General features: G+C 50.3%; 16 protein-coding genes and 1 pseudogene. 8 read left to right on the top strand and 9 right to left on the bottom strand.

Going from position 1 to position 13,796, the window contains the following annotated elements:
• Nucleotides 1-6: 6 nt before the first annotated feature.
• The gene (locus RJ38_RS12950) at nt 7-675 is read right to left on the bottom strand and encodes a class I SAM-dependent methyltransferase (protein ID WP_039019309.1); all 669 of its coding nucleotides are present in this window, start codon (nt 673-675) and stop codon (nt 7-9) included.
• A gap of 85 nt (nt 676-760) precedes the next feature.
• On the opposite strand from RJ38_RS12950, the gene RJ38_RS12945 reads away from it, so the two are divergent.
• The gene (locus RJ38_RS12945) at nt 761-1,696 is read left to right on the top strand and encodes a LysR family transcriptional regulator (RefSeq protein WP_052245384.1); all 936 of its coding nucleotides are present in this window, start codon (nt 761-763) and stop codon (nt 1,694-1,696) included.
• Nucleotides 1,697-1,728: 32 nt separating this feature from the next.
• Here RJ38_RS12945 and pheT read toward each other — a convergent pair whose 3' ends face one another.
• On the bottom strand, nt 1,729-4,125 hold the full coding sequence (pheT, locus tag RJ38_RS12940; RefSeq protein WP_039019308.1) for a phenylalanine--tRNA ligase subunit beta: 2,397 nt from the start codon (nt 4,123-4,125) through the stop codon (nt 1,729-1,731).
• 252 nt (nt 4,126-4,377) lie between these two features.
• Here pheT and RJ38_RS12935 point away from each other — a divergent pair, with 252 nt between their 5' ends.
• Entirely contained in the window at nt 4,378-4,593 is a 216-nt protein-coding gene (locus RJ38_RS12935; RefSeq protein WP_039019307.1) for a hypothetical protein, read from the top strand.
• Nucleotides 4,594-4,611: 18 nt separating this feature from the next.
• On the opposite strand, the gene RJ38_RS12930 is transcribed toward RJ38_RS12935, so the two are convergent.
• The 3 genes from RJ38_RS12930 to pheS are packed head-to-tail and all read right to left on the bottom strand — an operon-like array spanning nt 4,612 to nt 6,657.
• Nucleotides 4,612-5,046 carry an ASCH domain-containing protein gene (locus RJ38_RS12930; protein WP_039019306.1) on the bottom strand — a complete coding sequence of 145 codons (435 nt, stop codon included), beginning with the start codon at nt 5,044-5,046 and terminating at the stop codon, nt 4,612-4,614.
• Nucleotides 5,047-5,065: 19 nt separating this feature from the next.
• Nucleotides 5,066-5,587, bottom strand: coding sequence for a hypothetical protein (locus RJ38_RS12925; protein WP_039019305.1), 522 nt, complete (start codon nt 5,585-5,587; stop codon nt 5,066-5,068).
• Nucleotides 5,584-6,657, bottom strand: coding sequence for a phenylalanine--tRNA ligase subunit alpha (pheS, locus tag RJ38_RS12920; RefSeq protein WP_039019304.1), 1,074 nt, complete (start codon nt 6,655-6,657; stop codon nt 5,584-5,586). Before pheS ends, RJ38_RS12925 begins: the two co-directional genes overlap by 4 nt.
• Before the next feature lie 144 nt (nt 6,658-6,801).
• On the opposite strand from pheS, the gene RJ38_RS12915 reads away from it, so the two are divergent.
• A complete protein-coding gene (locus RJ38_RS12915) occupies nt 6,802-7,998 on the top strand; it encodes an NnrS family protein (protein WP_052245383.1) in 1,197 nt (398 codons plus the stop codon).
• A gap of 93 nt (nt 7,999-8,091) precedes the next feature.
• Here the strand turns inward: RJ38_RS12915 and RJ38_RS12910 are convergent, their stop codons facing one another.
• Nucleotides 8,092-8,802, bottom strand: coding sequence for an IS6 family transposase (locus RJ38_RS12910; protein WP_039019303.1), 711 nt, complete (start codon nt 8,800-8,802; stop codon nt 8,092-8,094).
• A 61-nt stretch (nt 8,803-8,863) separates the two neighbouring features.
• Nucleotides 8,864-9,001: a hypothetical protein gene (locus RJ38_RS18910; RefSeq protein ID WP_156121862.1), complete on the bottom strand. Its 138-nt coding sequence runs from the start codon at nt 8,999-9,001 to the stop codon at nt 8,864-8,866.
• A 102-nt stretch (nt 9,002-9,103) separates the two neighbouring features.
• Here RJ38_RS18910 and RJ38_RS12905 point away from each other — a divergent pair, with 102 nt between their 5' ends.
• Nucleotides 9,104-9,391 (top strand): hypothetical protein, encoded by a 288-nt coding sequence (locus RJ38_RS12905; protein ID WP_039019302.1) that lies wholly within the window; start codon nt 9,104-9,106, stop codon nt 9,389-9,391.
• Between the two features lie 55 nt (nt 9,392-9,446).
• On the opposite strand, the gene RJ38_RS18905 is transcribed toward RJ38_RS12905, so the two are convergent.
• Both RJ38_RS18905 and RJ38_RS12900 read right to left on the bottom strand, forming a co-directional pair.
• Complete coding sequence (locus RJ38_RS18905; protein ID WP_156121861.1) at nt 9,447-9,773, bottom strand: hypothetical protein; 327 nt, start codon at nt 9,771-9,773, stop codon at nt 9,447-9,449.
• Between the two features lie 192 nt (nt 9,774-9,965).
• The gene (locus tag RJ38_RS12900) at nt 9,966-10,331 is read right to left on the bottom strand and encodes a hypothetical protein (RefSeq protein WP_420319420.1); all 366 of its coding nucleotides are present in this window, start codon (nt 10,329-10,331) and stop codon (nt 9,966-9,968) included.
• 261 nt (nt 10,332-10,592) lie between these two features.
• On the opposite strand from RJ38_RS12900, the gene RJ38_RS19070 reads away from it, so the two are divergent.
• The 4 genes and pseudogenes from RJ38_RS19070 to RJ38_RS19515 form a co-directional block, all read left to right on the top strand.
• Nucleotides 10,593-10,919 (top strand): hypothetical protein, encoded by a 327-nt coding sequence (locus RJ38_RS19070; protein WP_162183572.1) that lies wholly within the window; start codon nt 10,593-10,595, stop codon nt 10,917-10,919.
• On the top strand, nt 10,870-12,384 hold the full coding sequence (locus tag RJ38_RS18200) for a DUF4123 domain-containing protein (RefSeq protein ID WP_052245382.1): 1,515 nt from the start codon (nt 10,870-10,872) through the stop codon (nt 12,382-12,384). The genes RJ38_RS19070 and RJ38_RS18200 overlap by 50 nt, the downstream gene beginning before the upstream one ends.
• A complete protein-coding gene (locus RJ38_RS12895) occupies nt 12,324-13,427 on the top strand; it encodes a T6SS phospholipase effector Tle1-like catalytic domain-containing protein (RefSeq protein ID WP_202903890.1) in 1,104 nt (367 codons plus the stop codon). The genes RJ38_RS18200 and RJ38_RS12895 overlap by 61 nt, the downstream gene beginning before the upstream one ends.
• Before the next feature lie 153 nt (nt 13,428-13,580).
• Nucleotides 13,581-13,796: pseudogene (locus RJ38_RS19515) on the top strand (IS6 family transposase); the annotation flags it as partial.

Genomic DNA, 13,796 nt, shown 5'->3' with positions numbered 1-13,796 from the left:
CTGTGATCAGCGGGCTTTTTGCGACACGCGACGGGCGACAATGAAACGACGTGGTGGTTGCGCGGGATAGTCACCGCTTTCGATGATCTCGAACCCATTTTCGGTGAACAACGCCTCTTGTGCTTGAACGCTGCGCAGCTTCACATAAGGCGCCTTCCCAACAAGCTGCATCACAGGCAAAGCGATCCACATCATCAAACGCAGAACCCATGTTCGGCCATGAAAAAGCTGAAATCCATCCGCATTGCATTGGGTTTTTGAAATAAAAACGCCACCAGGTTTCAGCGCAGTATGAGCGGCGCGAATTGCATCTCCTGGATCTTTTAGTAAATGCAGCACATTGAACGCCAAGACCGCATTCAAATCTTTCTGCTCTCCCAATACCTGCGACGTATCCCCCTTGGCAAAGTTAATGTTTGAGGGGTGTTCACGTGCCGTCCGCTGCCCTTGCGCAAACATTTCTGCCGAGATGTCGCTTGCTATGTAAGTTTTCACACCAGGTGCCAAGATCCGCGCGGTCATGCCCGTACCACAACCCAGTTCAATCACCCTGTCTTCTGGCTTCAGATGTGCCGCTGCCCGCTCAAGCGTCATGTCGTAGGACGACATATCCCCAATTTTGCCTTTCACATAGGAAGCTGCCACGCCATCCCAAAATTTCTCCGCATCAACCATGTTGCTCTCCTTTGTGACAGGCAGCATACACATGCAAATATAAATACAAATTGGCAAAAAATGCAGAGATGTTATACATATTTGCATGAACTGGAAAAACATAAACTTTGACTGGAACCATGCACGCGCCTTTTTGGTAACTGCTGAGGAAGGAACATTATCAGCTGCCGCCCGCGTGTTAGGTGCGTCTCAGCCGACGCTAAGCCGGCAAGTTGCAGCGCTTGAGAACGATCTAAATATTCAACTTTTTGAAAGGGTCGGAAAGTCACTCATTCTGACAGATCCAGGCCGCGCACTTCTTGCGAAAATTCGCCCAATGGGGGAAGCCGCAGGTCAAGTATCTCTCGTGGCATCAGGCCAAACGCAATCCATTTCAGGTGTTGTACGCATAACCGCCGTAGATTTGATGGCCGCTTGGGTGCTGCCCTATGCTGTCGAAAAAATTCAACAGCTGGCCCCTGACCTACGCATTGATATCATTGCAGAAAACGAAGTTCAGGATATCAGCCGCCGCGAAGCAGACATCGCGATACGTCATGTCAGGCCAACCCAGCCCGGGTTGTTTGCCCGTCTAATCCGGGAAGCAAATGCCCGATTTTTTGCATCACACGCATATCTTGCCCGCCATGGCACCCCCCAGACAGAGTTGGACTTAATCAACCACCGCTTCGTTGGCTTCGACAATCCTGCCCAGATGATTGACGTATTGAAAGCAGAAACTGGCATTACTGTTCAGGAAAACCAGATCGCAATGTGCTGTGAAACGCCGCTTGTCGCGTGGGAATTTGTGCGCCGAGGTCACGGCATCGCCCTGATGTCAGAAGAGCTTGCACGCCTGCACCCCGACGTCGTGCCACTGCTTGAAGATCGCCCCGCGCTAAAGTATCCGGTTTGGCTCGTCACACATAGTGAGTTACACAGCAGCCGCCGCATACGGCTTGTCTTCGACGTCTTGGCCGAAGTGTTATCTGACCGTTGGGATCAAAAAGCGGACCTGCCACCGGGACAGTTACATCCGTAAACTGCCCCGCATCATCGTGTTTCGTCGTGGACTTAGCTTCGCAGAATGCCGCCCGTAGCTTTCGCGACTTTCGCCACGACCTTTTCAGAAACCGCCTCGATTTCTTTCTCGGTCAGGGTCTTTTCGCCGGGCTGAAGACGCACTGTGATTGCGATGGATTTCTTGTCATCCCCCAAAGACCCACCAATGAATTCGTCAAATACACGCACGCTTTCAATCAGTGCTTTGTCTGAGCCAGTCGCCGCATTCACGATACTCAGCGCCTCAACACCTGCATCCACCACAAAGGCGAAATCACGTTCAACGGCTTGCAGATCAGAGATCTTCAACGCGTCACGGGTAGATGATTTTTTCTTGGCGAAAGGGGCGGCTTCCAGCAGAACTGTGAAAGCAACGGCTGGGCCTTTGACGCCCATTTTCGCAAGGATTTTCGGGTGAACTTCACCAAAGGTCGCGAGAACCTTCTTCGGGCCAAGGCAGATTTTACCGTGACGACCAGGGTGCCACCAAGATTGCGCGCTGCGCAGAACCTGGGCTTTGGCGGGGGCGCCAATCGCGGACAGCACGGCTTCGGCGTCGGCTTTGGCATCATAGAGATCAACAGCACGACGTTCACCATGCACGTCTTTTGGTCCCGTGTGACCGATCAAAATGCCTACGGCTTGCAAGTGCTGTTCTTCGGGTTCACCACCATGGAAGGCAGGACCAACTTCGAACAAAGCCATATCCGCGAAACCGCGCGCTTGGTTGCGATTGGCAGCTTGCAGAAGGCCAGGAAGCAGATCCGGGCGCATGTGACTCATTTCAGATGAGATCGGGTTGTCGAGTTTGGTCGCATCCGCGCCACCCTCAAACAATTCAGCAGTTGGCTGGTCAATGAAGCTGTAGGTCACGCATTCATTATAGCCCAGCGTGGCGATTGTGCGCCGCGCCATGCCTTCGCGTTTCTGCATGGCCGTCAGGATCGGTTTTGGCACACCCACGTTCTCACGTGTCATAGGTTTGCCTTGCAGTTTGGTCAGGGACGCAACCCGTGCGACTTCTTCCACAAGATCCGCAGACCCCAAGACATCAGGGCGCCAACTTGGCACATGGGCCATATCGCCTTCCATGACAAAACCAAGGTCTGTCAGGGTCTTACGTTGGGTTTCAGGGGAAATTTCCATACCAACAAGGCTTTGAACGCGATCGGTGTCCAGCTTATAGGCACGCGCCACGTCGGGTACTTCGCCCGCGATCACAACCTCAGAGGCTTCTCCCCCACAAAGGTCGATGATCATCTGGGTCGCAAGTTCCATCGCGGGGGCGTTAAACGCCGGATCAATGCCACGTTCATTGCGGTAACGCGCGTCAGAATTGATCTTCAGCGCACGCCCAGTTTTCGCGATTTGGATGGTATCCCAGAAGGCCGCTTCCAATATCACATTGGTCGTGTCGTCCGTACACCCGGACGCCAAACCACCCATGATGCCAGCAACGCTTTCCACGCCATTGTCATCGGAAATCACGACCATACCTTCGCGCATTGTGTATTCTTTTTCATCCAGCGCAACCAGGGTTTCGCCGCCATTGGCGCGGTGAATGCGCAGGTCACCTTGCACTTTATCCGCGTCAAACACGTGCAAAGGACGGTTCTGATCATAGGTGAAAAAGTTGGTCACATCCACCAAAGCCGAAATCGGGCGCAACCCGATGGCTTTCAGTTGGCGTTGCAGCCATTCAGGGCTTGGCCCGTTTTTCACGCCTTTGATCAAACGACCCATGAAAACAGGGCAACCATCAGCGGTATCCGCATCAATCGTGATGTTAAACGGCGCTTTGAAGGTGCCTTCAACATTGGCCGTCGGGGCGGGTTTCAACACACCCAAACCACGGGTCGCAAGGTCACGCGCGATGCCACGGATACCAAGGGCGTCGGGACGGTTTGGCGTGATGGCGATGTCGATCATCACGTCAACTTTGGCAGGATCATTTTCAGACAGCCAATCGACGAAACGATCACCAACATTGCCGGAAGGCAACTCAATAATGCCGTCATGTTCTTCGGATAATTCCATCTCACGTTCAGAGGCCATCATGCCGTGACTTTCGATGCCGCGGATCTTACCGATCTGAATGGTTGTGTCGATGCCAGGCACGTAAACGCCAGGTTTCGCAACAACAACGGTGATGCCAGCGCGTGCGTTTGGCGCACCACAGATGATCTGTTTCATGCCTTCGTCGGTCTTCACCTGACAGACATTCAAACGATCCGCATCCGGATGTTTTTCAGCGGTTTCGACATACCCCAAAGTGAAATCCTTCAGGCGGTCAACGGGATTGGACACCTCTTCCACTTCAAGACCAAGATCAGTCAGAGCGTAAAGGATTTCATCAACAGAAGCCTCGGTATCGAGGTGTGTTTTCAGCCAGGACAAAGTGAATTTCACGGGTCAGTCTTTCATCGCATTAATGGTTGAAACGTGCTTATCCGATTGGGCCTAAGCAGGGAAGGGCAGAATACGTTTCTGGGCTATGGGACTTCATCTTTCGTCACATTCACACGTGGTTAACGGAGAATGACCCTGTAAAACCCAATGCGCCACGTTAACCAGCTGTTAAGAAAACACGTGAAATTTTCAAATTTCAGCATATTTGAAGGGTAATGAATTCAGCTTGATCATGAGTGTTAGGAAATCGCCATGGAACTCAGCGGACCGACCCGTATCTTATTCGCGCTTGGGCTTGTGGTCTCGGTGATCGCCTTTAACCAACTTGGTGACCCAACGAACCATTTCCGCGCAAGCCTCGCAAGCCAGCTTTCCCGCTGCAACACGGCCACGCTTAAAGCTGTTCTTGGGCCTACCGGTTGTGACGGCGCGCGGCGCACAACCCGTTTTGTCAGCGTCGGGCGCTAGCCGCCCCACGCCTTTTTGCTACACGCGTTCGCGCAGATCTTCGACAACTTCAAACACCTCAAACACCAACAGCATTTCAGGGTCAAAGCCGCCAGATTTACTGAAATGTTTTTGCTGCATCATGCGCCAATCGTCCAACGGCAGATCGCTTTCTTGGCGCGCCTGTTCTTCAGTCACGTCACAAAAACGAATGTTGTTCACGCTGACCGTGCGGGTGATCAGGGTTGGCGTGCCATCCCACAGCGTGGCGATATCGCAACGGCCAGGTTTCGGCAGGGCATCTGGTTCCTGGGCAAATTCACGCAAAGCCTCGCAATTCGCAGTTTTCTTCCCCGTGCGCACAAGCTTCAGCAGCTTTTCACACTGCGCCTGAGACCCGCCAAAACGGTAAGAGCCCGCGCCAGGATAGGTCTTTTGAAGATCTTCGAAGTCGTCGTTTTCAGTTTCGGTCATTTGATTACTTTCACTCAACTTATCGCTTCACAATACCAGTGCTGATTTTCAATAAATCACCTACTAGCAATACAGTGAAATTTGTATTTTTAAAGCTATCACGCCTCATAGCCACAACCGCTGTTTCGAAAGCCTTAGACATATTGTTCAGAAGTGTAGCCTCATCCGTACTATCCCCAAAATGTGCGCCTTTTGGATTTGCTTGAAACGTTTTAGCTAGCAAGGCTGCCACACATTTGTCCAGCTCTCGAAGGGTCTCAACTACCTCGTCGGGTGCTGTTACCATCAACTCGGAAAGTAACACCTTAAAATCCGGATACTCGGAAATAGCCGCTGCTTCATTCTTCGTTAATCGATGTATTTCAAGCTGTTGAGCTCTACCAATAAACTTCCGGTATAGCTCGCGTCTTTCTTGCAAGATTTGATTCTTACGGTCTGCACTCTTTTGCAATTGATACATTATCCCCCCACCCAAAATCGTCAGAATCGCGATTCCAGCAGGGAGAAAAGTTTCGATTAGCTTAAGAGCTTCAGGAGTCATCCGCTCACGCCGCCATGCAGGTTTGGTTGCGCCAGTGGGTTGAAGCCGTAGTGTTTCAGCCAGCGCAGGTCGCTGTCAAAGAAGGCGCGCAGGTCGGGGATGCCGTATTTCAGCATAGCGAGGCGGTCGATGCCCATACCGAAGGCAAAGCCTTGGTATTCGTCGGGATCAACGCCACCGGCTTGCAGAACTTTCGGGTGCATCATGCCGGAGCCCAGCACTTCCATCCAGCCGTCACCTTCGCCAATGCGCAGCTGTCCATCGACCCAAGAACACTGAATGTCGACCTCGGCCGAAGGTTCAGTAAACGGGAAATGCGACGCGCGGAAACGGGTTTTAATGCCCTCGATGCCAAAGAAGGCCGCGAAGAATTCTTCCAGCACCCATTTCAGGTTCGCCATGGAAATGTCTTTGCCAATCGCCATGCCCTCGATCTGGTGGAACATTGGCGTGTGGGTTTGGTCGTAGTCGGAACGATACACACGACCCGGCGCAATCACCCGGATCGGGGCGCCGGTTTTTTCCATCTCACGGATTTGCACGGGGGACGTATGGGTGCGCAAAACATGTGGCGCGCGTTCGTCATCTTTATCGCGGTGCATATAGAAGGTGTCAAATTCCTGGCGCGCCGGGTGGTGTGGTGGGATGTTGAGCGCATCAAAGTTGTACCAATCGTTTTCGATCTGCGGACCTTCTGCGACAGAAAAACCAAGATCAGCAAAAATCGCTGCGATTTCCTCAGACACCTGGCTGATCGGGTGAATGGTGCCTTGACCACGCGTGCGCCCCGGCAGGGTCACGTCAAGCCATTCGGAATTCAGACGTTCTTCCAAAGCGGCATCGCCAAGGGCTTCTTTCTTGGCGGCAAGGGCTGAATTGATTTCGTCTTTCAGCGCATTCAGCTTGGGACCAAAGACCTGGCGTTCTTCCGGAGTCATCTTGCCCAGCTCACGCATTTTTAGGCTGACTTCGCCTTTTTTGCCGACGGCTTGCAGGCGCAGCTCTTCAAGACCGCCTTCATCAGACGCGGCAGAAATGGCTGTCAGGTATTTTTGTCTTAGATCGTCCATCTGGCGCTCCCGAAATTTGTTGCTGTTCTGCTACCACATGAACGCCGAAATGCAAGCGCGCCGAAGGATATAAGCGCGACGGATTATCATATTGCACTTCCCCTGCCCGGCGGTTCAGATAGGCCCAGCCGCAAGGAGCACCCAATGACCACGCCCAAATCCCCCAAGACAGCCCCTATCAAAACCACACCGACAATCTTGCAAGGTGGTTTTCGGATCATGTTTTTCATGGCCGCACTGTGGGCCGCTTATGTGATGATCGCCTGGATCAGCTTTTGGGCAGCTGGAACCGAGCTACCATCCGGGGCAATGCTGCCGCAAGACTGGCACATGCACAGCATATTATACGGATTTGCCCCGGCGGTGCTGGGGGGATTTCTGTTGACCGCCATCCCCAATTGGACCGACACCAAGATGATCACAGGCACCCCCCTTGCGCTTTTGGCCGTGCTTTGGGCTTTGGGGCGGGTTGCGGTGTGGCTGTCAGGCGGACTGCCCCTGGTGGTGGTGATCCTTCTGGACATCGCATTTTTGCTTGCGCTGTTAATCATCTCCGCGCGAATTTTACTAAAATCCGGCAATCAAAAGAACATGCCCGTTCTGGCGATCATCCTGTTGTTCTTGATGGGCCAGGTCTTCTTTGATGTGATTTCGCTGGCAGGTGGATATGCCTCTGTCAGCCCTGGCGCAAAGCTGTCCGTTGGTGCCATTATTCTGCTCCTCAGCCTCATCGGGGGGCGGATTATCCCGGCCTTCACACGCAATTGGCTGATCAAACACAGCGCCGAAAACCTGCCCATTATGTTCAATGGGCTTGACAAGGTCACAGTTGGCATTTCGGCAGTGTCCTTGCTGACCTGGGTGGTTGCCATGCCGAACCTGATCACGGGTTTCTTATTTCTCACTGCGGGTATTCTGCACATCATTCGCATGTCCCGCTGGCAAGGCCAGAAGACCGCATCTGTACCTATCGTAATGGCCCTTCATATTGCTTATAGCTTTGTTCCGCTTGGCTTTTTACTGCAAGGCCTATCTATGATTTCGCCCGAAACTGTGCCATCACTTGCAGGGCTTCACGCATGGCTTAGCGGCGCGATGGGCGGCATGATGTTGGCCGTTATGACGCGCGCAAGCCTGGGACATTCTGGGCGCGAGCTGCACACAACTTGGCGTGAGGTTTTCATCTACGGGATGATTTTGATCGCCTCGGTCGTTCGCGTGATTGCGGCCTTCCCAACGCCCGAATTCCTATTGCATATCGCAGCGACCGCATGGATCATGGCATTCGCAGGATTTGCTGTGCTTTACGCACCCGTCTTGTTTTCAAAAGCAAAGGAATAGACCGAAGCGGGTTCAGGCAACACCCAGAACCCACGCCTCAGGGGACTGTTGCATTAACTTCACGGGCTTATGAAGAACGGGATCCTTCCACGATCAGGCGCTGATAATGGACAGATTTTTCACGAATTCCATCTCACCCAGAATGCTGGGGCGCGGGTAATGGATGTGTTGGTTTTTGATCGTTCGAATGGTTTCAATTCCTTGCAAAGTGGCCTTGGCAGTTCGTAATGATCTGAAGCTTTGCCTGTAACCCAACAACCGTTTTAAAGCGGCGTGATCGCTTTCGATCCTATTGTTTCGCCACTTTTTATCGATGTGCTTAATACCGTCGAAATGCGGATCATACCGGAAATTTATATCGCGGATTACTTTACGATAGCTGGGTGCTTTATCCGTGATGATTGAAACAGGTCGGTGCAATCTAACACGCTCAATCGCCTTACTTAGAAAGGATTTCGCGGCCTTGGCATCACGTCTTGCGGTTAAACGAAAATCAACCAATTGACCATTCGCATCGACGGCGCGCCACAGATATCGCCATTGCCCACCTACTCGGAGATAGGTTTCATCAACGTGCCAATTCAAACTGGAACGGCATAGGTGCCGCTCGGTCCTTTTCGCAATTTCAGGCCCAAACTTCTGCACCCATCGAAAAACTGTTGAACGATCTAGGGCGATACCACGCTCTGCCAAAAGGTCAGTAACATCATGACATGAAAGTGGATAACGGCAATACCAACGCACCGCCAAAAGAATGATGCCCTGCGGAAAACGATGGCGCTTGAAGGGATTTCGACGTTTCATCTCACACCTCAAAATACAAAGTTTGACCAAACAAGTCAGTTAATGCAACAGCCCCCTTTTATCACTGCGCTTTGATCACGAGCAAAACAAGCCAGAGATTGACGATGGGTTCACGCTTGATGGCCGGATCGGTGGCGAACTGACGGAGACGCAGGAAATTGAAAATGACGCTATTGGGGAACTTGCGCTTGAGGATCAAAGCGAAGCATTCAAAGCATTCCGTGAACTTGGCAAAAAGAACCGCAATACTCAGATCACAGAAGCATTTGCGCAGTCCCTAAAAACCTCACGCGGTAATTTCATGGCGCGTATTGAAGCCGAGACCGGAGCCGACATTCGGGCAATCTGGACGCCAACGGTTGAGAACTGTTTCAAACGTCTAAAATCAGCACAGCTTGATGTGATATTTTTGGGCTGGCTTGAGTTGGATGAAACCAGCGATATTTTCAAAGGGTTTGCCAAATCGAAAAAGGGCGAGAAAAACATCATCATGCACAAGCTGATCAGTGATCAAGATTATCGTGACGCAGCGGGGGTCACGAAAGAGCAGGGCGCGGTTATTGATAGCTGGGTGCCAAATTGCTTTTGATCTGTGAAATGACAATTGAAAAAGGGGCTGGAGTTAATCCGGCCCTTTTGAATTATTAGTCGGGTAATGAAAGCAACAGCCACTGACCAACGACATCTAGCTTCTCAGCACCTGCATCTAGTTGGTCTTGAATTGCCATTCTTTCGTGTACTGGGCATCCGATTAAAGTCGCCGTATGATCAAGATAATCAACAGTTAATTCGTTTTCCCCTATGGGTTCACAAATTGTATTCGGAGATAAAAAAGTTTTATTAGAGAGCAGACCCGATGCGGCAGGTGGCGAGTACAGCCTAGGTTGTTCAATTGGAACATGATTTATTGGGTTTGTACATCCTGCAAGTAAAGCTATCAAACCACATATCGTAAATTTGGTTATATTCATATTATGTCCGTCCCCATCTTAATCCACACTATCGATGGTAACGCATTGTATCAAGGAACAAAGCGGACAGGCCGCTTAACCTTCAAATTAAGTGTATTGGTTGATTTGAAGGTATTATTAGGTGTCTGACCAAATCCCGACTACGCCGAAATTGGACCAGACTGGCGCTTTCGCTAAGAACACCTAAAGGCGTCATGCGTGGCGATGTGCGGGCTTATTTTCGTTGATCCATCTGCTCATGAGTTGGCGGCTTTTAAAGCACTCACGGGGAACATTTGTGCGCTTGATAGTGGCGACACGTTCGGCAAAGGCAACTTGTTTCGATGTCGGCAGATCGGATGAATGATTGCTTTTTGCCGAGGTGTGCAAATTGCGATCAATCCAACGAGAAAGCGCGATGCGCGATTGCTGAACGTCCCAAGGCAGTGTGATCGCGCGGCTGGATGCAATCTTACGTGCATAGGCCATTTGCTTTTGTGTCGGGGCCAACAAGATCGGGTTGGGCCCGCCGTATGGTGCGGGGCTATCTTCGCGAATTATATGAGCGGCAGCTTGCATAGTATCCTCCAAAATCTATAAGAACAAAATAAGAACATTTTAGGTAAATGTCAACGTGTCTGCCAATGCGCGCGGTGTTATAGAACGTGCCTTTGGCCCGTGGCGCAGTCGCGCGTCTTGTATCCAGTACCCGCCACCGAGGCCACGCGAGTTCGGGTTAGAGATTTAGAAATCCACGATTGCACTGCGTCACCCAGATGAATCTGGTTTCCTGCGTTACATCCTGTCTCCCAAAATCTCTAACCCGGTCGTGCGTCTCCGGTGGCTGATCGGGAATGCTCTGCTGATATTTGGAACTATATCCTCCGGATTGGCTCCAAAATAAACCCGCGTCAAGGAGTGAAAAACTTTTCGGAAACCTATCGCTGGGTTGAAAAGCTGCGCAGATTTTTGCGGGTTCCGATTGTGTTGATCTTAGTCATTCCAAAACTTTTCCGCCCAGCAGAGCTGGTGCCTTCGGCATCCCCGACCCGCCTTCATTTTTTAGCGGGATGCACGGACATAGACCAAAAATCAACATGTCACGAAGGGAAAACCAATGACATATGCATCAATCAACACGGCTGGCAAAACGCTGAAAACTGGTGATCAAGAATATTGGAACGAGGTGACGCGCAAAACACGGTTCAGGAATGTACATGTGGCGCTTGATCAAAACGTATCCAAAATACGGCCAACGATGATCTATGAGCAAAATGTGAATGATCACATGACTGCCATAAGAAATGCCGCACACCTGGAGGGGATCGGGTTTAGAACCCTCTGGGTGGAAGAATGCCTTGCTGCTCCAGAATATATCGGGAGACATGGACATCAGCAGAACGTTGGACCACTTGCGCGGGCAGTGCATCCCGGGCATTTGGTCCAATTGTCTACGCTGAAAGCGCAAAACGGTAGCATTGAAACAGAATGCTACCTAGCCATTAAAGAAATCAGAGGCTTTGCCCCTTTGGACAATCAATTCGGTGCGCATCCAAAAAAATCAGTTCCCGAAGTGCTAAGAGAACCGCTGTTTGGGATTGTCGCGCCGACGGAAGTAGAGGTTGAACAACATGGAAGCGTTGCCAACGTCCCCTCCATGAAAACCTACGCCATCCTAGACGCGGCGAAGGTCTTGCATTTGCCATTGTTTCTAGCCAACTCTGGTTTGAAATTTCGGTGCCTGTTCAAAGGTGAGACGGCTGATAAGCTTAAGAATGTCGCGCCCTATTTGGTCGAACTGGAAGAGAACAGCGCCTTCACCCGCGATATATTCACCAGTGCGGGTATGGCTTCAAATATGTGGGATCTCGATCCCGGTATATACATCAGATCACGTGCGAATTTCGATGATATATGGAGACACTTCAGAAAGTTCACACGCATCAAAAATGAAAAGGGAAAGTGGTTCCTATTCAGATTCTGGGAGGGTGCAACCCTTGGGGCATATTTTGAAAAAATACGTGAAAATCTGAATACAGTTTGGTGCTGGGAAGTGCTATATTCGGGAAGGGGTTCCGTGCATTCGATCTGTGTAATGTCAAACGATATGCATGGACCGACATGTACCCGTGCCATATTCGAATGTGACCGTAGGAAAGCTACATCTCGAAATTTCATTCTGACAGAGGAAGAATATCAGGCGCTGAACGGAGCCAAGTATAATTGTGACTTAGAAGTGATCGCCTCGAATGTTTTTGAAGCGGTATCAGCCTCAAAACCAAGCCTTTCCATGCAAGAATCTCTTGAAATCGTGAGAGAATGCGCAGCTCGATTCCGCAACTTTGGGTTTACCCGAATGGATCACATTTATACTTTTTCCTACTTAGATGTCATGCTCGGAGAGGGATTTGAAAGGAAAGATCCAGAGGGCACGCTATTTGAAATATGTGTTTCTGAGTTCCCATCAAATCAAAAATTCGGAGACCCAAGACTAGGTACAGGGCGACGTACCAACCTGGCATTGGAACAATTTCGGGAGATGATGACAAATTCTGGGGAAAACTTTTCGGCATGGGGCCGGCAGGCGTTGAAAATACAGTTTACAAGGCTTGCTTGGAGATCGGGACATTAGTGAGGGAACTCTCACCTGATGCAGAACCAAAAGAAATAATCTTGGATGTCTTTGGATTTAGTCGAGGTGCTGCAGCCGCCAGATATTTTGTGAACTGTTTCAATAAAGGGAGCGTGACATATTCAGAATATAGCATGTGGGATATTTTGTTTAATTCGCCCACAGTGCATGAAGCTGAGGTGCCCGAAGGACGGAATATTAAAATCAGATTTGTTGGTATCTTTGACACAGTAGCCGCGATTGGCCTTGCAACCAATTCGTACAATTATGACGTAAATGTCCATCTAGAAGATGGTGTCTCCGCGGAAAAGATTGTCCACCTCGTGGCCGATGAAAATGATGAATTCAGAACAAATTTCAGGCTGAACTGCAATACGCCAGACGGAGGTATTCAGAAGGTTTTCCCTGGAGCCCATACAGATGTAGGCGGGGGGTATCACACGGGGCCTGAAGAACGATTATTGTATAAATACTCAGGTATTTCCCGAAGTCGTACAGGAGCTGAAACTCTACTTACGCGTCAAAAAACGCAAATGGAGTTAGATCTGGCTGCCAATAAGGATTTACCTCCCGTAGTCACCAAAATGTTGGATGAAGGGTGGGCCACACAGTCGCAAATATCAGTTAAAGAATCGAGTATTGAGCGATTTATTATTCCGACAATGCCACCAGTAATAGATTACTCATTTGAAATCGCATACATAATGACACGGGAGCTGAGTAATAGACTGTCTCGTATTCCGCTACACTACATGCACCAACAAGCACGGGAAATTGATGGCTTCCCATTTTCAGACATGCTCTCGGGTCCAGACTACGATCTTCCCATGGATGATCCGGATATTGTTCTGGCAAAAGAGGCATTAATGGCGGGGGAACCTGTTGATCTCGTTGTGCATAAAAGGCTCCGCAACAAGTATGTACATTGCTCTAGCAAATTTGACGCCTTTATGGATGATCCAAACGCGTGGATGGGGTTTCGCCCACAAGGCGGTCTTCGTAGAAAAGAATATGCAAATGATAAAACAAAAGCGGAAAGGTAGCCCTAGGAGGAAATTTTACGCTTACCGATGCGTTAACGGACGAACTGAAAGGTGAATTGTAGGAGCGATTTTCAAGAACTCGCGCGGAGCCACCCAAACGGGCTGTTGCATTAACTGACTTGTTTGGTCAAACTTTGTATTTTGAGGTGTGAGATGAAACGTCGAAATCCCTTCAAGCGCCATCGTTTTCCGCAGGGCATCATTCTTTTGGCGGTGCGTTGGTATTGCCGTTATCCACTTTCATGTCATGATGTTACTGACCTTTTGGCAGAGCGTGGTATCGCCCTAGATCGTTCAACAGTTTTTCGATGGGTGCAGAAGTTTGGGCCTGAAATTGCGAAAAGGACCGAGCGGCACCTATGCCGTTCC

Origin of the sequence: Halocynthiibacter namhaensis (assembly GCF_000812685.1) — a bacterium.
Classification (GTDB): Bacteria; Pseudomonadota; Alphaproteobacteria; order Rhodobacterales; family Rhodobacteraceae; genus Halocynthiibacter; species Halocynthiibacter namhaensis.
The sequence above is the reverse complement of the archived record's forward strand: the minus strand, read 5'-3'. Positions and strand labels throughout refer to the sequence as shown.